20 protein-coding genes are annotated in these 24,682 nt (G+C 66.8%); 13 read left to right on the top strand and 7 right to left on the bottom strand.

What is annotated here, in order from left to right:
• From NWF22_RS11700 to NWF22_RS11675, 6 genes are all read left to right on the top strand, one after another.
• Positions 1-678, top strand: coding sequence for a YoaK family protein (locus tag NWF22_RS11700; protein WP_373691997.1), 678 nt, complete (start codon positions 1-3; stop codon positions 676-678).
• A 125-nt stretch (positions 679-803) separates the two neighbouring features.
• On the top strand, positions 804-3,077 hold the full coding sequence (locus tag NWF22_RS11695) for a glycerol-3-phosphate 1-O-acyltransferase (protein ID WP_160902176.1): 2,274 nt from the start codon (positions 804-806) through the stop codon (positions 3,075-3,077).
• Positions 3,074-4,558, top strand: coding sequence for an HAD-IB family hydrolase (locus NWF22_RS11690; protein ID WP_160901860.1), 1,485 nt, complete (start codon positions 3,074-3,076; stop codon positions 4,556-4,558). Before NWF22_RS11695 ends, NWF22_RS11690 begins: the two co-directional genes overlap by 4 nt.
• The gene (locus tag NWF22_RS11685) at positions 4,551-6,005 is read left to right on the top strand and encodes a wax ester/triacylglycerol synthase domain-containing protein (protein ID WP_160901859.1); all 1,455 of its coding nucleotides are present in this window, start codon (positions 4,551-4,553) and stop codon (positions 6,003-6,005) included. The genes NWF22_RS11690 and NWF22_RS11685 overlap by 8 nt, the downstream gene beginning before the upstream one ends.
• A 115-nt stretch (positions 6,006-6,120) precedes the next feature.
• Entirely contained in the window at positions 6,121-6,957 is an 837-nt protein-coding gene (locus NWF22_RS11680; RefSeq protein ID WP_258321397.1) for a DUF5995 family protein, read from the top strand.
• A gap of 66 nt (positions 6,958-7,023) precedes the next feature.
• Positions 7,024-7,788: an alpha/beta fold hydrolase gene (locus tag NWF22_RS11675; RefSeq protein WP_160901858.1), complete on the top strand. Its 765-nt coding sequence runs from the start codon at positions 7,024-7,026 to the stop codon at positions 7,786-7,788.
• A gap of 106 nt (positions 7,789-7,894) precedes the next feature.
• Here the strand turns inward: NWF22_RS11675 and NWF22_RS11670 are convergent, their stop codons facing one another.
• Complete coding sequence (locus NWF22_RS11670) at positions 7,895-8,863, bottom strand: alpha/beta fold hydrolase (RefSeq protein ID WP_160901857.1); 969 nt, start codon at positions 8,861-8,863, stop codon at positions 7,895-7,897.
• A gap of 318 nt (positions 8,864-9,181) precedes the next feature.
• On the opposite strand from NWF22_RS11670, the gene NWF22_RS11665 reads away from it, so the two are divergent.
• On the top strand, positions 9,182-9,595 hold the full coding sequence (locus NWF22_RS11665) for a PIN domain nuclease (RefSeq protein WP_160901856.1): 414 nt from the start codon (positions 9,182-9,184) through the stop codon (positions 9,593-9,595).
• Positions 9,596-10,161: 566 nt separating this feature from the next.
• On the opposite strand, the gene NWF22_RS11660 is transcribed toward NWF22_RS11665, so the two are convergent.
• On the bottom strand, positions 10,162-13,686 hold the full coding sequence (locus tag NWF22_RS11660) for a replicative DNA helicase (protein WP_258321396.1): 3,525 nt from the start codon (positions 13,684-13,686) through the stop codon (positions 10,162-10,164).
• A 561-nt stretch (positions 13,687-14,247) separates the two neighbouring features.
• Here NWF22_RS11660 and NWF22_RS11655 point away from each other — a divergent pair.
• Positions 14,248-14,913: a hypothetical protein gene (locus NWF22_RS11655; RefSeq protein ID WP_233751043.1), complete on the top strand. Its 666-nt coding sequence runs from the start codon at positions 14,248-14,250 to the stop codon at positions 14,911-14,913.
• A 21-nt stretch (positions 14,914-14,934) separates the two neighbouring features.
• Here NWF22_RS11655 and NWF22_RS11650 read toward each other — a convergent pair whose 3' ends face one another.
• Positions 14,935-15,198, bottom strand: coding sequence for a hypothetical protein (locus tag NWF22_RS11650; RefSeq protein WP_160901855.1), 264 nt, complete (start codon positions 15,196-15,198; stop codon positions 14,935-14,937).
• Positions 15,199-15,648: 450 nt separating this feature from the next.
• Between NWF22_RS11650 and NWF22_RS11645 the strand changes: the two genes are divergently transcribed.
• Positions 15,649-16,389, top strand: coding sequence for a GAF and ANTAR domain-containing protein (locus NWF22_RS11645; RefSeq protein ID WP_233751042.1), 741 nt, complete (start codon positions 15,649-15,651; stop codon positions 16,387-16,389).
• A gap of 90 nt (positions 16,390-16,479) precedes the next feature.
• Here NWF22_RS11645 and rplI read toward each other — a convergent pair whose 3' ends face one another.
• The 4 genes from rplI to rpsF all read right to left on the bottom strand — a co-directional run bounded on the left by rplI (position 16,480) and on the right by rpsF (position 18,127).
• Complete coding sequence (gene rplI, locus NWF22_RS11640) at positions 16,480-16,932, bottom strand: 50S ribosomal protein L9 (protein ID WP_160901854.1); 453 nt, start codon at positions 16,930-16,932, stop codon at positions 16,480-16,482.
• Positions 16,933-16,949: 17 nt separating this feature from the next.
• A complete protein-coding gene (gene rpsR / locus NWF22_RS11635) occupies positions 16,950-17,207 on the bottom strand; it encodes a 30S ribosomal protein S18 (protein ID WP_160901853.1) in 258 nt (85 codons plus the stop codon).
• Between the two features lie 18 nt (positions 17,208-17,225).
• Positions 17,226-17,732 (bottom strand): single-stranded DNA-binding protein, encoded by a 507-nt coding sequence (locus NWF22_RS11630; protein ID WP_160901852.1) that lies wholly within the window; start codon positions 17,730-17,732, stop codon positions 17,226-17,228.
• A gap of 113 nt (positions 17,733-17,845) precedes the next feature.
• Positions 17,846-18,127 (bottom strand): 30S ribosomal protein S6, encoded by a 282-nt coding sequence (rpsF, locus tag NWF22_RS11625; protein WP_160901851.1) that lies wholly within the window; start codon positions 18,125-18,127, stop codon positions 17,846-17,848.
• 268 nt (positions 18,128-18,395) lie between these two features.
• Between rpsF and NWF22_RS11620 the strand changes: the two genes are divergently transcribed.
• The 4 genes from NWF22_RS11620 to NWF22_RS11605 all read left to right on the top strand — a co-directional run bounded on the left by NWF22_RS11620 (position 18,396) and on the right by NWF22_RS11605 (position 24,594).
• Positions 18,396-19,856: a class I adenylate-forming enzyme family protein gene (locus NWF22_RS11620; RefSeq protein ID WP_160901850.1), complete on the top strand. Its 1,461-nt coding sequence runs from the start codon at positions 18,396-18,398 to the stop codon at positions 19,854-19,856.
• A 123-nt stretch (positions 19,857-19,979) separates the two neighbouring features.
• Positions 19,980-21,824 (top strand): DUF3556 domain-containing protein, encoded by a 1,845-nt coding sequence (locus tag NWF22_RS11615; RefSeq protein WP_160901849.1) that lies wholly within the window; start codon positions 19,980-19,982, stop codon positions 21,822-21,824.
• Positions 21,821-23,293 carry a phytoene desaturase family protein gene (locus tag NWF22_RS11610; protein ID WP_160901848.1) on the top strand — a complete coding sequence of 491 codons (1,473 nt, stop codon included), beginning with the start codon at positions 21,821-21,823 and terminating at the stop codon, positions 23,291-23,293. The genes NWF22_RS11615 and NWF22_RS11610 overlap by 4 nt, the downstream gene beginning before the upstream one ends.
• Positions 23,290-24,594 (top strand): PucR family transcriptional regulator, encoded by a 1,305-nt coding sequence (locus NWF22_RS11605; protein WP_160901847.1) that lies wholly within the window; start codon positions 23,290-23,292, stop codon positions 24,592-24,594. Before NWF22_RS11610 ends, NWF22_RS11605 begins: the two co-directional genes overlap by 4 nt.
• The last annotated feature ends 88 nt before the right edge of the window (positions 24,595-24,682 follow it).

Below are 24,682 nucleotides of genomic sequence, written 5' to 3'. Positions count from 1 at the left end.
GTGCGGCTGTTTCGTCGACGCGAGTTGGGGCTGGCCATCGTGCTGTCCGGGATCGCCGGGTTCGTGGATGCGATCGGCTTCGTCCACCTCGGCGGCTACTTCCTGTCGTTCATGAGTGGCAACACGACCCGGATGGCAGCGGGCGTGGCGCAGTTCCGGTGGGAGGTCGTCGGCATCACGGCCGGGTTGGTGGGGTCGTTCTTCCTCGGTGTGATCGTCGGCGCGGTGGCCGCCCGGGTGAGCAGCTCGCGGATGGGCGTGTTGTGGCTGGTGTGCACCGTCCTGCTGGCCGCCGCGGCCGTGGCGCAGGCGGGTTTCGACACCGCCTCGATGGGGGTGATGGCCGCATCGATGGGGATGATGAACTCGGTGTTCCAGCGTGACGGCGAGGTGACCGTGGGGCTGACCTACATGACCGGCACCCTCGTCAAGGCCGGCCAGCGGCTCGTCGACGCCTTCGCGGGCGGTCCACGCTGGCTGTGGCTGCGCTACCTGTCGCTGTGGGCCGGACTCGCCGTCGGCGCCATCCTGGGTGCGCTCGCCTACCGCGGCCTGGGAATCGACGTGCTGTGGCTGGCGGCCGGGGTGACGATCGTCATCGCCGCAGCCACCACGTTCTTGCGGCCGCGCCTACCGCAGCGGCCGGTACGGATGACCGAGCAGGAGTTTCCTCACTGACCGGGTGACGGCGGAGCCGATGCCTCATTCCACCCCGACCGATCTGAGCCAAAGCCCACCAGCATGGATGTGACCCGCGACACAATGGACGTGCCGCGTTGCCGCGCGGTGACGACGTGAGGGTGGTGCACATGACCGACGAGGTCGTCGTTCTGGCGGAGACACGCACGTCCGTCGAGCTGCGGGCGGTTACCGACTGGGCGTCGACCGCCCACCCGGGTGCCCCGGTTCGCCGGCCGGACGATGTCGACTTCGATGCCCTGCCGCCATCGACGATGCTGGTGCCGGTACGGCCGGTGTGGCTGCCCGCGGTCCGCCAGGGCGAGCGCCGCGTCACGCTCGGCGACGTGCTGGTGCTGTCAAACCCGCGGCGTCCTGTGGGACTGGTGCAGCCGCTGATCCGCGGCCGGCGGCCGGACAGTCTGCGCGTCGTGGAAGGGGCGCCGGCGACCATCGCGGAACTCCGTGAGCGCTACGCCCGCGACCTCGCCGAGGGTGCACCGTTCGGGAAGTACGTCGCCGTCCAGGCATCCCTGTCGGCCGAGCGGGCCGAGCGGCAGATCATCGGGGACCGCTACAAGGTGCCGCAGCTGGTCGCCGAACAGGTCAGCAGTTCGGCACGGTTCCAGGCCGGTGCGGCGAAGCTGGCCGCCGAGCTCGGCCGGCCCACCGAAACGGTGGTGGCCGAGGCCGTCGACAAGCTGTCCGGCTTCGTGGCCACCCAGAGCCGGCTGATGGACGATGTGTTCTCCGCGACCTTCGATCGGCTGCACGAACGGGCGTGGCATGTCACGGTGGATCTGGACACGCTCAACACCCTGCGGACCCTGAACAAGTCGACCGGCCTGGTGTTCCTGCCGTCCCACCGGTCTTACGTCGATCCGTTGGTGTTGGCGAAAGTGCTGCGCAGCAACGATTTCCCACCCACTCTGGTCCTGGGCGGCAACAATCTGTCGTTCTGGCCGGTGGGCCCGGTCGCACGCCGGGCCGGCATGATCTTCATCCGACGGAAGTTCGGGTCGGACCCGGTCTACAAGTTCGCCATGCGGTCCTATCTCTCCTACATCGTCGAGAAGCGGTTCAACCTGGAGTGGTACATCGAGGGCGGCCGCAGTCGCACCGGCAAGCTGCGTAAACCGATGATGGGCCTGCTCAACTACGTCGTCGACGCGGTGACCCAACTCGACTCCGGCGACGTGACCATCGTGCCCACCTCGATCGTCTACGACCAGCTGCAGGAGATCGGCGCGATGGCCGCCGAGGACGCCGGCGGCGCCAAGAAGCCCGAGGGAATCGGGTGGCTGCTCCGATATGCCAAGGCCCAGCGCAGCTATCTCGGCGAAGCAAGAGTCCGCTTCGGCACGCCGTTCTCGCTGCGCTCGGCACTGGACGACGCCGGTGAGGGCCGCGCCCGACTGGAGAAGGTCGCGTTCCGCGTGATGGACGAGATCAATTCCGCCACACCGATATCGGCGACTTCGCTGGCCGGCTTCGCGCTGCTGGGTGCACCCGACCGCGCCTACACCCTGGCGGAGATCGAGGCGATTCTGGTGCCGCTGCTCGACTACATCGCGCGCCGCGGCCTACCCGGACCCGACCCGGCGCGTTGTCGCGGGGTGGGCCTGACCCAGACTATGCGGGTGCTGGCCGGCAACGGCGTGGTGAGCTGTTTCGACGGTGGGTCCGAGCCGGTCTGGTCGATCGTGCCGGACAACCGCGCGGTCGCCGCCTACTACCGCAACGGTGCGCTGCACCATTTCGTGAACCGGGCCATCGTCGAGGTCAACATGCTGGCGGTGGCCGAAGGTGAGGTCCGCGCCACCGGCGACTACGCCACCGATGAAGGCCTGCTGGCCGTGGCGCAGCGCGAAGCCCTGCGGATACGAGATCTGCTCAAGTTCGAGTTCTTCTTTCCGGTCAAGGACGAGTACTTCCACCGGCTCGCCGCCGAACTCGACCTGATCGCGCCGGAGTGGCGCGAGCGGATACCGACCCAGGAGTGGACGTATGAGGTCCTGCACGGTCACACCGGCGCCCTGCTCGCGCGGCGGACCCTGCAACCATTCTTCGATGCGCAGCTGGTGGCCGCCACACGGCTCGTCCAGCTGGGCACCGCCGCGTGCGACAAAGCCGACCTGATCGCCGACTGCCTGGGCCTCGGCAGCCAGCTGTCATTACAAGGCATTGTGCGCAGCAAGGATTCGGTGTCCAAGGACCTTTACGACGGCGCTTATCGACTCGCCGACAATCGCGATCTCATTCACGGCGAAGGTGTCACAGATCTTCTTGCCGCCCGTCAGGAGTGGCTCGACGAGGTGAACCTCATGCGTGATCGACTCGCTCGTATCGCCGAGATCGAGGACATCCAACCGGCGCTCGGACAGAGGGATGCCCGATGAGCGCATTCACCGACCGGATGCGCGCGATCCGTGCGGCGCCGACGGGCAAGAAGGTGGCCGCGCTGTTCGACTACGACGGCACCCTGATCGAGGGCTTCTCTGCCGCGGCCATCATGCGGGCGCGCATGCGCAGCATGGAGTTCGGGCTCGGCGAGCTGGCCGACTACCTGCTGATCGGGCTGCGCGGCGTGGTGTCCGAGCAGGACTACGCCGAGGTACTCGCGGCGACGAAGCCGACATTCGCCGGCAAGACCTACACCGAGATGCTGGAGTTCGGTGAGGATCTGTTCAAGCATGAGACGGCGGCCAAGCTGCGCCCGCAGATGTGGCAGATCCTGCGCGCGCACCGGGAGATGGGCCACACGATCGTGATCGCCTCGTCGGCGACCCGATTTCAGATCGCACCGATCGCCCGGGAGATCGAGGCCGACCACGCGCTGGCCACCGATGTCGAGGTCGTCGACGGTGTGCTCACCGGCAGGATTCTGGGCCGACCGCTGTGGGGGCCGGGCAAGGCGGCGGCCGTGCGGGCGTTGGCCCGCGACCACGAGATCGACCTGGGCGCGTCGTTCGCCTACAGCGACGGCAACGAGGACATCCCTTATCTGGAGTCGGTCGGCCATCCGGCCGCCGTCTCGCCCCGTCGTTTGCTGCGCGCCGAAGCCGAGGCCCGCGGGTGGCCGATCCTGGACCTGAAGAACCCCACCTACAACCGGGCCGGCATGTTGGCCCGCACCGGCGCCTTCTACGGTTCGTTCATCGCTTCTGCCGCTGTGGGTTTCACTGCGGGACTGGTGCGTCGGAACCCTCAGACACTTGTCGAGACCCTCCCGACGGGTGTCGATGTCGGGTTGTCGCTGGCCGGTGTGCACGTGCGGGTCCTCGACGGTGGCGAATACCTCACCTCGGACCGACCGTGCGTTTTCGTGTTCAACCACCAGTCCAAACTCGACCTACCGGTGATGATCAACCTCGTCCGATCGGATGCGACGGGGGTGGCCAAGAAGGAAGTCCAGCGTGTGCCCGTGGTGGGTCAGATCCTCGATCAGGCCGGACTGGTGTTCATCGACCGCGCCGACCCGAGCCGGGCGATCGAACAGCTGGCGCCGGCGGTGAAAGCACTCCGTGAGGACGGGATGTCGCTGGTGGTGGCGCCCGAGGGGACACGGTCCGCGACGCCCCGGATCGGACCGTTCAAGAAGGGACCGTTCCACATCGCCGCGCAAGCGGAAGTACCGGTGGTCCCGGTGGTGATGCGTAACACCGGCGAATTGATGTGGCGCGGTTCGCAGTTGATCCGACCGGGAATCGTGGAGGTGCGGGTGCTGCCGCCGGTCGAGACAACCGGGTGGCGGGCCGAGGAGATGGGCACCCACGCCGAGGAGGTACGGCAGATGTTCGTGACCGCGCTCGCCGATTGGCCACTCGAGTCGTTCACCGACGATTCCCCGGAGTCCGAACAGGAGACAGTAGATGAGTGACACGGCTGATGCCGGCGATGCGGGTGATCGCCCGCTGGACTGGGCGAATGAGCCCCATATGAGCCCGGTGGACACCATCATGTGGCGCGGTGACACCGACCGGCGCATGCGCGGCACCATCTGCATGCTGGAGATCTACGACTGCGCCCCGGATTGGGATCGGCTGGTCGCCGCCCACGAGTGGGCGAGCCGGATGGCCCCGCGGTTCCGTCAGCGTGTGGTCGACTCACCGTTCGGCACCGGAACACCCAGCTGGGCAATCGATCCCGAGTTCGATCTGCATTACCACCTGCGCCGGATCCGGATCGGCGGAGACGGCAGCATGCGTGAGCTGTTGTCCACCTGCGAGCAGCTCGCCATGACCGCGCTCGACCCCGCCCGCCCGCCGTGGGAGGGCACGGTGATCGAAGGTCTGCCCGACGGAAAGGCCGCCTATTTCCTGAAGGGACATCACGCACTGACCGACGGACTGGGCGCCATCCTCGGTCTCGCCCAGTTGCATTCACCGACCCGCGAGCACAATCCGAGCAAACCGCAGCCGCCGAACCCCGAGCCGGACAACATCACCGCCCTCGATCTGCTGCGGCGCCAGTTCGGCGAGGAGGTCCGCCGGGTCCCCCATCGCCTCGATGTGGCCATCTCCGGAGTACGTGCCCTGGCACATCCGCGCCGCGCCTTGAGTTCTGCGTTGCGCTACGGGCGGTCGGTGCCCCGGGTTGCGGGGCTGGCGAGTCCACCCGGTTCCCCGCTACTCGCGCACCGCAGCCTGTCGTGGCGGTTCAGCGCATTCGAGGTTCCCTTCGCCGATCTGAAGGCGGCCGCCGCGGCCACCAAGGCGTCCATCAACGACGTCTATCTGGCCGGGCTGATCGGCGGCTTCCGGCTGTATCACGAGAAGATGGGCGCTCCGGTGGACGCGATCCCTGTCGCGATCCCCATCTCGGTGCGCCGGCCCGAGGACCCCGCCGGCGGAAACCGGATCGCGGTGGGCCGCCTGTCCGGGCCGGTCGCCATCGCCGACCCGTTCGAACGTGTGCTGACCATCCGGGAACAGGTGCGCGTCGCCCGCCACGAACCCGCGGTTGACCTGTTCAACACCCTAGGCTCGGTGATGGCCTGGCTACCCGGATCGCTGCTCATGCAGTTCAGCGGGACCACCAGCCAGAACGATCTGCAGGCCAGCAACGTCCCCGGAATCCCCTGGGACACCTACGTTGCCGGCGCCAAGGTGGAACGGATGTTCCCGTTCGGACCGCTACCCGGTTGCGCGATGATGGCGACGATGATCACCCACAACGGCACCGCCTGCCTGGGCCTGAACTCCGACGGCGCCGCCATCACCGACCTCGAGTTGTTCGCCGACTGCCTCGTGGCCGGGTTTGGTGAGGTGCTCGCGCTGGCCGCCGACGACGACCTCGCGGCGGGGGTGCTACGTCGCGTGGTGTGACCCCCGGCCCGGGTGGATCGGTTCGTCCCCCGGGAATCGCTTCGCCCTCCGCGTGCACACAGAGGATGAGCTGAAAGCAGGCGGACGAAGCTGTGCGTGCGGGTACGATCCGGATGTGCGCGGAACAGTGCGCGGCGCTTTCGTTGGCGGCGTGATCCTGTGTGCGGCGGTCGTCGAGCCGGTGCAGCCCGTGTCCGGCGCGCCGTCGGCCTGGGCGGCCGCCTGCGGTGTACCGCTCAGCGCCACCGAGGTGTCCGAGATCGTCAGCTTGTCCGACCTCGACACCCTGCCCAGCAGCCCGACCTTGCCACGGCTGGAGGCCACAGCCTCGCGCCTCAACAGGATCACCGAAATCCTTGTTCAGCACAGGGATTGGCGCGCGACGTTCGCACTCGGCCTGGATGCCCTCGAACAGGAGGCGGTGCTGCCACTGCAACGCACCGAGTCGGCGTTCGACGATCCCGACTATGCCCACCGGCTCAGCATCGCGGTGATGAGCCAGTTCCTGGTGAACCTGCACGGGGAGTTCGCTTCCGGCCACGTCGAGCCGCGCTGGGCGCGCCACTTCGCGCTGGCCCACGACTGCAGCCTGTCGCTCGGACGCGTGGCGATGACCGGATACAACGCGCACTTCACCGTGGACATGCCCCGCGCTGTCGCCGCGATCGGTTCCCGGCCGGACAACGCACGCGACTACTTCACGGTCCTCGACACGATCGGGCGCAACACACATGTCATCGTCGACCGCACCAAAGCGGTTTTCGGCAATGCTCTCGGCCCAGTCCTCGATGTCTTGTCATTCAACGGGTTCACCACTGCCGGCTTCGGCGGTTTCAACGCGATCAACTTCGCCAACGGCCTGGCGTTACAGAACCCGAGCCTGCGTGGAGCGACCGAGGCCGCAATAGGCGCGCAGTGGAAGTCCGTCGACGTCGCCGTTCAGGTCCTGTAAGGACTGCGCAGCTTCTCGGCACCGAAAGTGCTGTTCGCCATCTGATGTCGGTGTCACACTTCTGGCGTGACACCGAAGAGATCGCCCCTGGTCCTGCTGCATGGCGTAGTCGGCTCGGGCCGCGTCTGGCAGGACGTCGTTCCGCAGTTGTCCGAACATCACAATGTCCACACGCCAACACTTCTCGGGCACCACGGCGGTCCTCCGATCCGGCGCCGTCCGATCCGCGTCAGCGACGTGGTGGACGCAGCGGAACGCTACCTGGATGAACATGATCTGGCGAGGCCGCATCTCGCCGGGTACTCGCTGGGCGGATGGGTGGCCATCGAGTTGGCACGGCGCGGGCGCGCCGCAAGCGTCTGCGCCTTCTCCCCCGCAGGCTTCTGGTGGAACCGCGGCGCCCATGAACGGACCGTTAGACAGATACGCAGGTCGCGTACGCTGGCGCGTGTCTCCCGCCCGATAGCGCCGCTCGGAGTCAGGTCGGCGACAGTCCGCCGCCTCGGTTTGCGCGCCATCGCTTGTCACGGCGATCGCCTCACCGCGGCGAGGGTCCGGGAAATGATCGACTACTCCATCGACTGCCCGTTCATGGATGACTACGCACCCGTCGAGCAGGCCGAGCCGATGGACCCGTTGCCGTGCCCGATAACTCTGGCATGGGCCCAGTGCGACCGGCTCGTTCCAGCCGCTACGTATGGCCGGACGGCACGCGAACGACTGCCCGGCGCGCAGTGGGTACTTCTGCCCGGCGTCGGACACATTCCGATGATCGACGACCCCGACCTGGTGGTCCGGGCCATCGGGGCCGTGACCGGTGGTCCAGCCTGACCTGCGGGGGCATTTTGGGTCAAGGCCAGGCGGGTGCTCCGGGTCCCTTCGGTTGTCCGCCGACTCGCCACACTGCAACCCATGCGAAGGAGGCGGTCGTCGTGCGTCACGACAGGGACGCGATCACCTCGACGAGCGTATCCGGCCCTGCACCTTCCACATTGAGCAAATGGCCGGCCTCCGGCACCACGACCAGCCGAGCACCCGGAATTCCGTCAGCCATTCGGTGAGCATGTGACCGTGGCGTGGTCCGATCCGCGTCACCGACCATCACCACGGTCGGCACCCGGATCTCACCCAATCGCGGGTAGCGATCCTCGGCGTTGAACGCTCGCAAGATGGGCACCAACGGACCATGCCGGTTCATGTGGTCGTTCAACCCCGTTCGGGACACGTCCACGACTGCCGGCGACGGCGTCGATCCGCACATTGTGATCGCCAGGAGCCTTCCGCCGGCGTCGGTGCGGGCGATACGCTGCATAATCCCGGCCTCGGCCAGCGGAACCTGGATCCGAGTCTGCGGCGCTCCGTGGTATACACGTCCGGCCCAGGTGGAGAACAACACCAACCCACGAAGCCGGTCTCTTACCTCCGGTTGGTCCAGGACTGCCCGGATGGCGACAAAGCCACCCATCGAGTGCCCGACGAGTATCGCGTCACGGAGGTCGAAATGGGTGAAGATGGCGGCGTAGTCTTCGGCCATCTGGCCCGATCCGATGCCGTCCGCCCCGATCGTGGAGTCGCCATGACCGCGCTGGTCGAATGCGATGACGCGGTAGCCGTTTTCGATCAGCTTGTCCCAGACAAGGTTCCAGTTCCACCACGCGCCGGTGTAGCCATGCGCAAAGACGACCGGCTTACCGCTGTCGGCGTACCGGACCTGAAGGACGGTGCCATCCGGTCTCGTGAGCGACAGCTCCTCGGCGGCTGGGCGCGACATGAGTCGCTCACGCGGCACCGGATCCGGATTCTGCGCCACCTTGTCCAGCAGCGACCGCACGCCGAGCGCGGCAGCCGCAGACGCCACCCCCAACGCGCAGGCAGTGATGCCCACAACCGACGACAGCTTCGCCATTCGACCTCCCCGATCACGTTCGGAGCGAGTCTAGTGTGACATCGACGTCCGAGTTCGATGTATGCCGAAGTAGCGGACTCTCTCGCGGTCCGTGGCTCGGATATACGGAACAGTTTGCGTACATACTGGTGCGATGACGAAGCATCTGATCGACATCGATGACGAGACGCTGGGCGCTGCCCGCGCCGAGTAGGGCACCAGCACGAAAAAGGACACTGTGAACGAGGCGTTGCGACGTGCAACAGCCGTTCGTGAGCCCCGGATCACTGCGGCCCTGGACGTGCTCGCGAACGCTGACCTCGACGATCGCTCCGACGCGTGGCGCTGAGCTTCGTCCTCGACACCAGTGTGGTGAAGAGACCCGGACGGCCCGAGGTCCGTGCGGCCGTCGAACCGCTGGCCCGCAGCGGACAACTCGGTCGAGCGCGCATTCGCGACCTCGAAGTAGGCTACTCAGCTCGCAACGCCGACGAATGGGATCTTCTCGTGGGAGCCCTCGACGCCTTCTCCGCATTGGAAAACACTGCCGCTCATGTGAATAGAGCATTGCAGGTTCAGCGGTTACTCGCTGCGCGAGGCCAGCGGGGGCGCAAGATCCCGGACCTGCTCATCGCAGCGGCAGCCGAAGAACTGGGCATCACTGTTCTACATTACGACGCGGACTTCGACCTCATCGCCTCAGTCACCGGGCACATGTGTCGGTGGGTTGTACCCGCAGGGAGCATCGAATAGGCCACGCGGACAAAGGTCCCGCGCAAATATTGCACGAGTTCGTTCCGAGCAGGAGTGTCTCAAGCTTCTTACACACGTGCAGCGCTGGTGAACTCGTCGTGGCATTCTGACCAGAGCCAACTAGGCATCGCCGCATCGACTGCGGAAGCACCGAAGAACTCGTTCATCTCGCCCTGGCCGGTGACCCACTTACCGGCTACCGTCTGGTCCGATTCGCCGTCACCGCAGACATCGCCCGATCTGTCGCGGCTGCCGCTCACCTCGGCGTGATCACCAGACAGGTCTACCAAGAGACCCGATACCTCCAAAACTGCTTGGGGCAGATCTATTCACTCCAGGACTCCGAGGATCGGGCCAGCGCCTTCTCACCCCAACAGGCGCCCAGTTGCGCGACACGGCGCGCGCCAACATTGACCGCATGCGCATCGTTGCCGACCGCGCAAACATGTCGGAACAATCGCAAGCGTAGCCTGCAGCTCCCGCCAGACTCACACATCCAACGCCAACTCGGACATATCCACGGGCCTCTTCGTCTCCACATTTCACGATGGCGACGACAACAACAACTACCCGCGCGCCATATCCACGAACTTGCTCAAATGCAGTTGGTGCGCAACGGTTATCGTCGCCGTGGGACCATTGCGGTGTTTTCCCAGGATGATGTCGGCTTCACCGGCGCGTGGGTCGTCGCGCTCGAAGGCATCGGGCCGGTGGAGCAGGATCACCATGTCGGCGTCCTGCTCGAGGCTGTTGTGCAGTGCGATGCCGTTGGCGATGAAGTTGTGGGCACCCGGCACGGTGCCATCGAACACGTCCCGCTCGCCGACGGATTCGATCTCGACGATACGGTCCCAGTACACATCGTTTGTCGCAAGCATCTTGATCTCTGCACTGTTCAGCACCTGGGCAACTCGAGCAAGACGGGACCGACTCGGAGAGTGTTTCCACATTGTGGAGCCACAGAAACGCGAGCCCATCGCCGCAGCGAACTCTCGGTGAGTCATCCCGCTGTCGCGCAGCAGCCCTCGAACCTGATCCCACACCGCCTTCGGAACAGTGTCCACGTTGGTGTTCGGCTCGATGCTCTCCAACTCCCTCAGGACACGACGTGCTTTGACACCTCTCGCGCCATGCACCCCGATCTTGGCGAGAAACGTCGTCTGCGCGTCGACCCCGTTGATGGTCACTTGCCAACATGCGCGGTAAGAAGCCTTCTGCGTCCGTGCAATGCGCGCGTAGATGCCAAATCGCAGGAGCAGCTGCGCGACGTCATCGGCCAATTGCCGTGATGTCGTCGCGTAATACACCTGGCCCTGCTTTCGCTTCTCATCCCAGCGAACGGACCCGTCTGTCGACCACAGATGCTGAAGGAACAGTGCAACCTGGTCTGTTGGCAGCGAGAAAACCGTGGGAGGAACGAACTTCTCGTAGCTCCTCAGGCCGAACAAGCCGAGCTCGTCAAGCCACGCGGCTATCGGATTCCTCTTGCCATGCGTCAGTCGATACGGCGCCGGCAATCGGAGCGTCGTCACATGTGCCGCCGGGTAGTTGTCGCGAATCGCCTTCACGCCGAAATAGCTGGCGGCATGCTGAACAGCTTGGAGATTCTCTTCGTCCACGCTTGCATACCGCAATGGCTGTCGCTTCACACAGGATCCATCGCCGATCATATGCGCGAGCATGATGAGTTCCTGCTCAGCCATCAACCCAGTGTCACGCGGCTCCGCAACCCATCGTGGCGCCGCGACACGATCCCCGAACGTAAGTTCCTGCAACGGAATCCAGCCGTCGACAGTCAGAAACGGATGGTTCCCGGTCGCCTCGACGACCCGCCCGGACGCCATGCGTACCCGGAAGACCTCTTTACGGCCGCTCGGAAAGACTTTGACCATCCGACGTTTGACCAAACGCATACGCTCGTTGAGCGACCACACCAACGGCTGCTCACCCGTCGCCATCAGCTCACCGAGCGTGACCTCGGACCCATTGTCAGCGCGCAGGATTCGCGCCGAGGCGGGCAAGCATCCCGACTCACGCAGGTCCGACACCTGCGGTTTCTTGTCGGTCCGCTGTTCCGGACCACGGTTGAGCTGACTGATCGCAACCACCGGAACCTCGAGTTCCTTTGCCAGCAGCTTCAACTGGCGGGAAAACTCGGAGACCTCCTGCTGGCGGGACTCGACCTTCTTGCCCGACGTCATCAGCTGCATGTAGTCGACGACGACGAGGCGCAGGTCTTGGCGCTGTTTCAACCGCCGCGCCTTGGCGCGGATCTCCATCATCGTCAGGTTCGGCGAGTCGTCGATGAACAGTGGCGCTTCGGAGATCTCACCCATGCGGCGGGCGAGGCGGGTCCAGTCGTCGTCGGTCATCGAACCGCCACGCATGTCACCGAGTTTGACCTTGGCCTCCGCCGACAGCAGACGCATGACGATCTCGGTCTTACTCATCTCCAGCGAGAACATCGCACTGGTCAGTCCATTGGAGATCGAGCACGATCGCAGGAAATCCATCGCCAGCGTCGAGTTGTGCGTGGGCACCATCGCCTCGCCGGCGAGGTACATGTGCTCGTTGTTGTCCACCTCGACGCAGCGCACCGGGACCGAATCGATGGGCCGCACGTTGACGAGCCGCCGTACCCCGGCGCGGCGACGGAGTTCCTTATGGCGAATCGCCTTGTGGTGCACGGTGAACACGTCGTCGTCGGCGTCTACGCGCAGCCAGCCGGTCGCGGACCTCTTGTAGTTGTAGCCCAGCCCGGCCACCAGGTCGGCGACGACGGCGGTCATGTGCCGCGTGGCGGCCGGCACCGTGATCCAACCGTCGTCGTCGACCGTGGCACGCGCGTCGAGCAACCCCGCGAGCAGTGCCCGACGCTGCGCGATCGACCCCCGCAGATACTCGAACGGAATACGTCCGCCGAGATCGGCCATCAACGTCATCACGTCGACCGGGCCCTCGGCGTCGATCCGCATGCCGATCTCGGGATCGTCGAAGGCCATGCCGGCCAACGCGGCAACGGTGTACGGCCCGTAAGCGAAACGCTTGCGCGGCAGATCCAGCGGTTGGGTGTTGCGCACCACGGCGCATCCGACGTGGGCGCGCAGCGCGCCGGTGGTGACGGTCTGCCGCTTACCGTCGATGTCGGCAACCCACTGATGTTGTTCGTCGGCGACGAGCATTGTGCCGTCGTTGAATTCGACCTCATAGCACGGTCGTTCGGTCATCACCTCGGTGGCGGCGACCACCCGGGTGGGCCGGCCCTGCGCATCGAGCAGCTGATCGCCGACGCCGACGGTGCCCATGGTGGTCCAGCCGGTCGGCGTGGGCAGCGGTGTGTCGAGCGCGAGCGCCTTGCCGACACCGGGGCGGGCGGCGACGATGATCATCTGCCCGGGATGAAGACCGTTGGTGATCTTGTCCAGGTCGACGAAGCCGGTCGGCACTCCCAGCGACAGTCCGCCGCGCGAGGCGATGGAGTCGATCTCGTCCATCGTCGGCTGCAGCAGCTCCTCGAGCGGCAGATAGTCTTCGGCGGTGCGACGTTCGGTGACCTCGTACACCTCGGCCTGCGCGCGGTCGACGACCTCGGCGACGTCCTGGCCGTCGGCCCCGGCGTACCCGAATTGGACGATGCGAGTACCGGCGGTCACCAGTCGGCGCAGAATCGCCTTCTCCGCGACGATCTCGGCGTAGTAGCCCGCGTTGGCCGCGGTCGGCACCGTGGAGATCAGGGTGTGTAGGTACGGAGCACCGCCGATCCGGCGGAGCTCACCGGCCCGCTCGAGTTCGGCCGACACCGTCACCGCATCGGCCGGCTCCCCCTTGCCGTAGAGCTCCAGGATGGCGTCGTAGACCGCCTGATGCGCGGGACGGTAGAAGTCCGCGGACCGCAGCTTCTCGACCACATCGGCGATGGCGTCCTTGGACAGCAACATGCCACCGAGCACCGACTGCTCGGCCGCCATGTCCTGGGGCGGTTGCCGCCCAAAATCCTCCGTGGGAACTCCGTCGTTCCCGCGGCCTGCTCGTCCCCCGGACACCGGTTCCAAGTGGCCCGGTTCGTGCCCGCGGTCGTCGACTACAGCCACTCGTGTCAAACCTCTCGCAGTACTTGCACCACTCGACTTCGAGTGGGTCCGACTCTGTGGCGTCCGCGGCATGCGCCGCCGACGTCGGTCGTGCTGCCTCCGTAGTAGTCGGCGGCACCGACAGGCTTTCCCGACGGACCCCGAGCGCTCACGCAGAAGCACTGACGGAGCACATTAGATCCCCGATCCGGGCGCACTCAAACGCGGTTGTGCACAAGTTTGTCAGCAAACTGTGGACCGACTGTGGACGCGTTCGGAAGTGTTGTGAACCCCCTGTGCACAACATGGGGAGACCTTTGTTGTGGACAAATGTCGTCGCAGGTCAGCGGGGTGATCCTTCATCCACAGCCGGGGTGGAAAATTCCCTCGGCGTGTCCCGCCGAACGCCCGGATCGGCGTGTTGCCCTCAAGGTTCAACCACGCGTTGCCAACGACTCGGTAAACATCGCGTGTGACCCCGGTAACAGCTGGTCATCGCGCCGCTGGTTTCTGAAGTGCGAGTGGGTCAGCTGTCCACAGATCGTGACGAGGCGGCCCACACACCCCCGAACGTGTGTTGGAATGGTCGACGTGGGGAGGCAACAACATCTGCGGACATCGCGCACCGGTCGACGGCTGCCGGCAAAGGCAACCGTCGTCGTGGCGCTGGCGGTGACCGTCGTCGCGGTACTCGCGGGTCCGGCGCCGAGTTCGTCGGCGGCCCCGCCCGGCCCGACCTTGCCCGCCGAGTTCGACCTCTCCCGCTACCAACCGGTCAATCCCGAACAGTTCCGGTCGTTGGCCTACGTCGACAACGGTCGCGGTTTTCTGCGGGTCGGGCGCTGGATGTGTCAGATCGGCCCCGGCTACCGCTACGTCGGCTGTCAGGGGCATCCCGCGACCGCTCCACCCGACGTCCGGGGCGCGGCGATCTCCGGCGACCAGCAGGGGCCGTGGTGGGTGCCACCTGGCACCACCTATCGTTTCGGCGCACCGTCGGGCTTCCGGCCGCCGACCCTGCCGATCGGCAGCCGCGTCACCCTCTACGGCGTCACCTGCACCGCACCCCGGGCGGATGTGGTGGCCTGCCGAACCGGCTCGCGGGCGATGATCTTCACACCGGGCTGGCACAAGTTCTTCTTCCCCAGCGGCGACATCGCGCACAGTCCGAATCCGGCTCCGCGCTACCTACCGCCACGACTGCAGTACTGGAATCAGTTGCCGGTATCCCCGGCACCGCCGCGCTGACGGTGGCCGGGGGACCGGGACTCAGATGAAGGACCGGAGCTGGGTGGCGAAATCGAACACCCAAGCGCGCGAACGTCTGTGTGCTACCCGACGCGGCGATGCGGGGGCCGTGGCCCGGGCAGCCGCGGCCACCGCCCGACGCTTGCGACGTTCGGCCTTGCGATGGGCCCGCTCTCGGGCCGCGATGACCTGACGCTGCTCGTAGCGGGCGAAGTCGATCGAGGGCTGGAAGAAATAGGCGAGGACGGCGATGACTGCGCCGACGATGATGATGGTGATGAGCATGGCGAACGTCTCCTGCGGTGCTGTGATGTGTTGTCGCACGAGCCCCGTGGACGTTCGCCTCGTTGCGTCCATCCGGTCCCCCCGGATGTGGTGAACTCGTGGGAGTGACGCTACGGCGGGGGTGAGAGCGTGCCATGCGTACTGGGCTACGCGAGTTTGTTGGGTGGGGGCGTCATCGGTCTGTTGACTACGCAGGTGGTCTCGTCGTCGTGGTGGGTGACACTGGTCTCGATACGTCCTCGCCTAGCGGCTCGGACTACTCCACCAGCAATTCGGCGACGGCGGGAACTGCGCAATACGGGCACGATGACCGCGCACGGATGAATATGGGCGACACCGAGAGCGGCACTTTTCCGGGGTGGGTAAAGTTCTTCTCACGTTGAACAAGCAGCGACCCGGTACTGCCGCGCGCTCGCTGCCGGGTCTTGAGCCGGTGAGAGGTCCCCCGACTTGACATTCGACAGAGTCGACAGCGCTCGACTCCAGCGCCAGATCGCCGATCTGATGACACGGGTGCAGCGCCATGCCGACACCGACGTGCCGCTGGCCCTCGACGAGCTCGCCGCCGGCGCGGCCGAGCTTATCCCGGGCGCGCAGTACGCTGCGGTCACCGTGGCCACCGACAACAACATCGTGGACACCCCCGCGGCCACCCACCGCTATCCGGCCATCCTCGACGACATCCAGCACGACGTACGCGAGGGCCCCTACCTGCAGCTCGCCATGGACAAGGAACCGATCCGGATCGACGACCTGGAGCAGGAGACGCGGTGGCCCACCTACTGCCGCCTCGCGCTCGAACGCACCCCGATCCGCTCGCTGCTGAAGTTCCCCCTCGCGAGTTCGACACACACGCTCGGCGCACTGACCGTGTGCTCCGACACGCCCCACGCCTACGACGAGCATGCCTTCGACGTCGCCCACGCGTATGCCACGCACGCGTCGCTGGCGTGGGATGCGCTTCGTCGCAAAGAACAATTCGCCACCGCCCTGGCGACCCGCGACATCATCGGCCAGGCGAAGGGCATCATCATGGAGCGCTACAGATGCAGCGCCGACCACGCCTTCGGGTTGCTCAAAAAGCTGTCGCAGGAGACGAATCGACCGCTGCGCGACGTCGCCCGACAACTCGTGGATGCCGACGCGCCGATGGCCGAGGCCGACGACGCGGGGGTCAACCCGGGCGGGTGACGCCCGGCGCAGCGTGTGCCGCGAAGACGACGATGCCGGCCGGCCCCAGAGGGGACCGGCCGGCATCGTGTGTCGACTGAGAAGGTCGGATCAGCCTGCGACGACCGCGAGTTCGACGGTGGCCCGCACGTCCGGGTGCAGGTTCACCACGACCGGGTAGTTGCCGGTGGCCTTGATGTGGCCCTTCGGCAGCTCCACGTTGCGCTTGTCGACGGCCGGGCCGCCGGCGGTCTTGATGGCGCCCGCGACGTCGGCCGCGGTGACCGAACCGAACAGCTTGCCCGAGTCGTGGGTCTTCACACCCAGCGACACGTCGCTCAGGGCCTCGATGGCCTGCTTGAGCTCGTTGGCGTGCTCGAGGCCACGGACCTCGCGTGCGGCCTGCACGCGACGGATGTCCTCGACCTGCTTCTCGGCGCCGCGGGTGGCCTTGATGGCCAGGCCGCGGGGCAGCAGGTAGTTGCGGCCGTAGCCGTCCTTGACCTCGACGGTGTCGCCGGCTTCGCCGAGGTTCTCCACGGCGGCGGTGAGGATGAGTTTCATATCAGATCCCTTCCCGCTCAGCGTCCGGTCGAGGTGAACGGCAGCAGCGCCACCTCACGCGAATTCTTGACGGCCACAGCGACATCGCGCTGGTGCTGCACGCAGTTGCCGGTCACGCGACGCGACCGGATCTTGCCGCGATCGGACAGGAAACGGCGCAGCAGCGCGGTGTCCTTGTAGTCGATGACGGCCTTCTTGTCTTTGCAGAAGCTGCACGCCTTGGTCTTGGTGACCTTCTCGACGCGAGGCTTCCGGCTGCTCTTTGCCTTTGCCATTGGTACTCCAGTGTGTTTCTAGAAAGGTGGTTCGTCGTCCCCGCCACCGAACGATCCACTGCTCGCGGGCGCGCTGCCCCAGGGATCGTCGGCAACCTGCTGTCCTCCGCCGCCGCGGCTACCGCCGCCACCGCCGGAGGAGAATCCGCCGCCACCACCACGCGAGGCCTTGTTGACCTTGGCGGTGGCGTAGCGCAGCGAGGGACCGATTTCGTCGACCTCGAGTTCCACCACAGTGCGCTTCTCACCCTCACGGGTTTCGAACGACCGCTGCTTGAGGCGGCCTTGCACAACAACCCGGGTTCCCTTGGACAGGCTCTCGGTCACGTTCTCCGCGGCGTCGCGCCAGATGTTGCAGCGGAGGAACAGCGCTTCGCCGTCCTTCCACTCATTGGTCTGACGGTCGAACGTGCGCGGCGTGGAGGCCACCGTGAAGTTGGCCACCGCGGCTCCCGACGGCGTGAACCGGAGTTCCGGATCGGCGGTCAGGTTGCCTACAACGGTGATGACCGTGTCGCCTGCCATGTGTCTCCCCTTGGGTCGTGGTTGGGCACTCGTTGATCGACGTGTACCGGGACGTTGGGTTCAACCCTAGAGCCCGGCACCGACTGCTTTGGTGTCGATCAGGGAACTGTGGACTACTTCCGCAGGACCTTGGTGCGCAGAACCGACTCGTTGAGCTTCAGCTGGCGGTCGAGCTCGGTGACCGTCTTGGGCTCGGCGTCGAGATCGATGACGGCGTAGATGCCCTCGTTGTGCTTGGCGATCTCGTAGGCGAGACGGCGCTTACCCCAGATGTCGACACCATCCACCTTGCCGCCATCCGTGCGGACAACGTTGAGGAAAGTATCCAGTGAGGGTGCGACGGTGCGCTCGTCCAGATTCGGATCGAGGATGACCATCAATTCGTAGTGACGCATAAGACCACATCACCTCCTATGGGCTAGGTCGGCCACGGACTGTCCGTGGCAGGAGGGTCGCCTGCGTCGGCAACCGCTCCAAGATACACGACAAACCCCTGACCAGCGAAATCGATGCGCGATCACCGAACCTCGCGGCAGCCGTCGGGTGTTTTGTGCGTTTGTGACAACCGCCGTCGCAGACTTCGTCCCGGCAGGACGTGGTGTGCATCACAGTGCACCCCATAGCGTCATGCATCACACATTCCAAGACGCGTGAAGGTGAGTGATGACAGCTTTCGACTATCTGCCGTGGCGGCTCGCCGGTCGATCGGTTTCGGCGCCGGCAGTGTCCGACGACCGGATCACCCTGACGCACAGTGAGTTCGATGCCCGCACCGCTGCGGTCGCACAGCAGCTGAGTGAGCTGGGGGTCGGCGTCGGCGACGTCGTGGCGGTGATGCTGCCCAACCGCGCCGAATTGGTGATCGTGGTCGGTGCCGCCTGGCGGATCGGTGCCGCGGCCACCCCGGTCAACCCGGCGTTCACCGCCGAGGAGGCGTCGCGACAGATCGGTGACTCGGCTGCGCGGGTCGTCGTCACCCTCGACGGACACTCCCCGCACCCCGGGGCGGCCGGAATCCACGTCGACGACCTCGCCACCGAGGTCACCACCGACGTCCCGCCACGGGAGCCCGCCCCCGACGACCTGGCGCTGGTGATCTACACCAGCGGCTCCACCGGCCGCCCGAAGGGTGCGATGCTCACCCACGCCAACGTCGATGCGATGACCTCGATGATGGTCGACCATTTCGGGCTCACCCCGGCCGACCACTGCATGCTGATCCTGCCGCTGTTCCACGTGAACGCGCTGATGGTGTCCACATTCGCACCGCTGCGCGCCGGCGGGCAGGTCACCATCGTCGGGACGTTCTCGGCGAGCCGGTTCTTCGACGACCTGGCGCGGGTGCGGCCCACCTATTTCTCCGCGGTGCCGACCATCTTCGCGCTGCTCGCCGCGACACCGGCCAACGTGGAACCGGACACGTCGTCGGTGCGGTTCGCGGTCTGCGGCGCCGCGCCGGTGTCCGAGGAACTGCTGCGGGCGGTCTCGGACCGGTTCGGATTCACCATGGTCGAGGGGTACGGCCTCACCGAGGGCACCTGCGCCTCGGCGTGCAACCCGGTCGACGGCATCCGCAAACTCGGCACCGTCGGCCCCGCCATCGCCGGCCAGCAGATCCGCGTCGTCGACCCGGACGGCCACGACGTGCCCGTCGGTGAACGCGGTGAGGTGCTGATCGGCGGACCCACCGTGATGGCCGGCTACCTCAACAACCCGGAGGCCACCGCCGCGACCATCGTCGACGGCTGGCTGCACACCGGCGATGTCGGCATCCTCGACGACGACGGCTACCTGCAGGTCGTGGACCGCATCAAGGACATGATCATCCGCGGCGGAGAGAACCTCTACCCCAAGGAGATCGAGTCGGCGCTGGCCGGCGCGCCGGGCGTCCTCGAGGTGGCCGTCGTCGGCAAACCCGACGCCCTGCTCGGCGAGGTGCCGGTCGCCTACGTGGTGCCCTACCCGGACGCCGACGTCTCGGCCGACGAGCTGCGCGCGCACTGCGCCGACCAGCTGACCCGCGTGAAAGTGCCCGCCGAGATCACCGTGTTGCCGGCCTTGCCCAAGAACCCGGTCGGCAAGATCGACAAACCCACACTGCGAGCACGACTCGTGGCCGTCTGACCCGGTCGGCGGTCGCCACCTACGGCCGCCGGCATCCACCAAGAGAACGCCGCACACACGAAACACGTCGTCGTGTGGCGATACCCCCTACCCGAAAACACCCGACAGGAAAGGACTCCCCCGATGGGATTCAAGACAGCCGAGATGCCGCCGGTGGACCCGGCCGAGTTCGGTTCCATGCCGTTCATGGCCCGGATGAAGCTGCTCGCCGTGCACTGGGGCGAATACGGCTTCGGCGGACCGAAGCAGCTCAACATGCTCTACGTCTACAAGCTGCTGTTCTACGCCGGCGTCGGCGTGCTGTTGGTCGGCCTGACCACCCCCGGGCTGGGCGGCTTCGCCGAGTTCACCTCGTGGTGGACCGAACCCATCGTCTACATCAAGCTGATGGCGTGGACGGTGCTGTTCGAGGTCCTCGGCCTCGCATCGTCGTCGGGACCGCTGGCGTTCAAGTTCTCCCCGTTCATCGGCGGCTGCCTCTACTGGCTCAAACCCGGCACCCTGCGGGTACCGCCGTGGCCGGGCAAGGTTCCGCTGACCCGCGGTGACACCCGGCAGTACTGGGATGTCGCGGTCTACGGACTGATCCTGGCCAACCTGGTGTTCTTGATCGTCTTCCCCGGTTCGGAGACCTCCCGGGTGCCGGGCAGCGAGGCCGGTCTGCCGCCGCAGTGGGCGATGTTCAGCTACGTCGCTCTCATCATCGCGATGGGTTTGCGCGACAAGACGGTGTTCCTCGCCGCCCGCTCCGAGCAGTACCTCGCGGCGCTGTTCGTGTTCGCCGCGGCCGGCTCGGTGGTCGACATGATCGTCGCCGCCAAGATCTTCATGTTCGCCAGCTGGTTCGGCGCCGGCATCTCCAAGCTCGGCCGGCACTTCAGCCCCGTCGTCGCCGCAATGGTGTCCAACACGCCGTGGATCACCTCGACCCGGTTCAAGCGCAGCCTCTACCGCGACTTCCCGCGTGACCTGCGGCCGTCGCACGTCAGCGGTGCGATGGCCCACGGTCTGGGCACCATCGTCGAACTGGCGCTGCCGGTGATCCTGCTGTTCTCCACCAACAAGTGGCTCACCCTCGCCGCGCTGATCGGCATGCTCGGATTCCACATCTTCATCATCTCGACGTTCCCGCTGGCCGTGCCGCTGGAATGGAACGTCTTCTTCATGTTCTCGGCCTGGTTCCTGTTCTGGCTGCATCCCGCCGGGGACGGGTACGCCGTCACCGACATGAGCACCGGCTGGCTGATCTTCGCCATCGTCGCGGCCGCAACCTTCCCGATCCTGGGCAACCTCCGTCCCGATCTGGTGTCGTTCCTGCCGTCGATGCGGCAGTACGCGGGCAACTGGGCGTCGGCGACCTGGGCATTCCGCGGCCGGGAGGCCGAGGAGAAGCTGAACACGCACCTGATCAAGTCCAACCTGAACCAGGTCGATCAGCTCACCGCCGCCTACGGGCCCGAGGTCGCCGAGATCTTCATGCAGAAGGCGGTCGCGTGGCGGACGATGCACTCGATGGGACGCGCGCTGATCTCGCTGCTGATGCGCCACACCGACAACCTCGACAACTACGTCGTCCGCGAGGCCGAGTTCGTGTGCACCACCCTGATCGGCTGGCAGTTCGGCGACGGCCACCTGCACAACGAGAACACCATCGCCGCCGTCCAGCGCCGCTGCAACTTCGCGCCGGGTGAGCTGATCATCAGCTGGACCGAGTCGCAGCCGATCCACAAGAACTACGTGGAGTACAAGGTGATCGACGCCGCGATCGGTGTCGTCGAGCGGGGCACGTATGTGGTGAAGGACGCCACCGAGGAGCTGCCGTGGCTGCCGAACGGTCCGATCAAGCACACCATCACCTGGACCCGGCCCGGCTACGTGGCACCGTCGGACGGCTCCGCATATGTCACCGCCGGGGCTGCGGCGACCGGCGACATCGAGATCGGCGCCGAGCCTAAGGTGGGTACATGACACAGGGCGTCGTGGTCGGTAGCGGGCCGAACGGGCTCGCTGCCGCCATCACGCTGGCCGCCGCCGGCGTCTCGGTCACCGTCCTCGAAGCGGCGCAGACGCCCGGCGGCGGCACCCGGTCCGGCGAGGTCACCGTGCCCGGTGTGCTGCACGACGAGTGTTCGGGTTTCCATCCGCTGGCCACCGACAACCCGTTCTCTCGGCGGTTCGACCTCGCCGCACACGGATTGCGTTGGGCCCTGCCGCCGGTGCAGTACGCGCATCCGCTCGACGGCGGACGCGGGGCTGCCGTCCACCGATCGGTGGCGACGACCGCCGCGGGTCTGGGCGCCGACGGCGACCGGTATGCGCAGGTGTTCGGCCCGCTCACCGATCGGTTCGACGCGATCGCCACCGAATTCCTTCAGCCGATGCTGCATCTGCCGCGCCACCCCGTCGCGCTCGGCCGGTTCGGCCTGTTCGCCGCACCGCCGGCGACCTGGGTGGGCCGCCTGTTCTCCACCGACGAGGCGGCCGCACTGTGGGCCGGGGTGGCGGCGCACGCGTTCCATCCGTTGTCGACGCCATTGTCGTCGGCGATCGGGGTGGCGCTGGGCACCGCGGCCCACCGCTTCGGGTGGCCGGTCGCGGTCGGCGGTTCGCAGGCCATCGCGGCGGCGATGGTGTCGCTGTTGACCTCGCTGGGCGGTCGGGTCGAGACCGGCGTGCAGGTGTCGGCGATCGACGACCTCGGCTCGCCGGACATCGTCATGCTCGACACCGCGCCCGGCGCGGCGGCCGGGATTCTCGGTGACCGGCAACCGGCCCGGATCGCGCGGGCCTACCACCGGTACCGGCACGGCCCAGCGGCGTTTCAGGTGGCGTTCGCGGTGCGCGATGGAGTGCCGTGGTCATACGCGCCGGCGCGTGACGCCGGCACCGTGCACGTGGCCGGCGACGCCGCGGCGGTGGTGGCCGCCGAACGCGGCGTGTGGCGGGGGCGCCTGCCGGACGAGCCGTTCGTCCTCGTCGGCCAGCAGTATCTCGCCGATCCCGACCGGTCCGTCGGCGACATCCACCCCGTCGACGCCTACGCGCACGTCCCGACCGGTTTCCGCGGCAACGCCCGGGACCAGATCATCGCCCAGATCGAACGGTTCGCCCCCGGATTCCGGAAGCGGATCGTGGCCACCCATGTCCGCGCGACCGCCGACATCGCCGCAGACAACGCCAACTATGTCGCCGGCGACATCGTCACCGGCGCCAACACCGCCGGCCAGCTGATCTTCCGGCCCCGCGTCGCGGCCAACCCGTATGCCACCGGAGTGGACGGCGTCTTCCTGTGCTCGGCGGCCACCCCACCCGGCGCGGGTGCCCACGGTTTGGCCGGCTGGCACGCGGCACGGTCGGCGCTGCGGCGTCGCGGGCTGCTCGACACCCTCGACCGCCCGGCCGGCGCGGTCGCCGCCGACGCGAAACGGGTGCGATGAACAGCGGGTCCCTGCAGCGTCGCCTCGTCTCCCCCGACGCCCCGGAGGCCGCCGAGGTCCACCGTCTCGTCGCGGTGGTCGGCGACCGGTTGCAGGCCCGGTTCACCGAGATCAATGAGTCGATGAACGCGGCCATCGAAGCGGGGATGGACGAACTCACCGAACCGGATCTCGTCGACATGCTGCACGCCAGTGTGGAGAGCAACATCGCGACGATCCTGCAGATGATCCGCAACGACATCCCGCTCGACCACGTGCAACCGATCACGGCGGCCACCGAGTACGCCGACCGGCTCGGCCAGCGCGGCATCCCGGCGTCGTCGCTGCGACGCGCCTACCACTTCGGCTCCGACGACCTGCTCGCGTTCATCTTCGAGGAGGTCCGCCGCCTGGATTGCCCGCCGGAGATGCAACTGCACGTGCTGCATCACCTGTCGGGTTGGATGCACAAATACGTCGACTGGATCACCGGCGTGGTGCTCGAGGTGCACGAGGAGGGTCGGCGGTTCTCCGTCGAGCAGAATGCCACTGTGGTGTCGGCCATGGTCGGCAAGGTGCTGCGCGGCGAGGATGTGACGGAAGGCGAGTTCGCGCTGCGGACCGGCTATGCCTTGCAGCCGCCGCACCTCGCGGCGGTGCTGTGGATCGACCGTGCCAACCCGGGCATCGACCAGACCGCGGTGCTCGAGACGACGGCGCGGCAGATCGCCACCTGCCTCGGATGTGCCCGGGCGCCATTGGTCACCGTCGTCGACCGCAGTACGGCGTGGGTGTGGTTCGGTTCCCCAGCGGACGTGGATCCCACCGCCGATGCGGCGTTGCGCTCCATCACCGCGGCCGTCCCCGGCCTGCGCATCGCCTTCGGGGCACGCGCGTCGGGCGTTGCCGGGTTCCGCGGCAGCCACGATCAGGCCGAGGCCATCAAGCACGTGGCCATCATCTCCACCAATCCGGCGATGAGCGTGGTCGGGCACAGCGTCGAGGGGATGGCGGTGGTGGCGGTACTCGCCCGCGATCTCGACGCCACCCGCCGCTGGGTGCACGACGTGCTCGGCCCGTTGTCGGCCGACAGCGACGCCGCGTCGCGGCTGCGGGAGACCGTGCGGACGTTCCTGGGCTCGGGCAACAGCTACGTGACGACCGCGGAGAAGCTCAACATGCACCGCAACACGGTGAAGTACCGCCTCGGACGCGCCACCGACGAACTGGGCCGGCCGCTGTCGGAACGCCGCCTGGACACCGAACTGGCGCTGCACGTCGCCGAGATCCTGGGGTCTACGGTGCTCACCGGGCCGCAGTGAGCACCGGAAACCACCATCGGACACCGAGGGCTCCTGAAATACGGCACCGCCACCTGCCGGATAGCGACGAGCGCCACTAGCGAGAATC

This window comes from Gordonia mangrovi (assembly GCF_024734075.1).
Taxonomy (GTDB): Bacteria; Actinomycetota; Actinomycetes; order Mycobacteriales; family Mycobacteriaceae; genus Gordonia; species Gordonia mangrovi.
The sequence above is the reverse complement of the archived record's forward strand: the minus strand, read 5'-3'. Positions and strand labels throughout refer to the sequence as shown.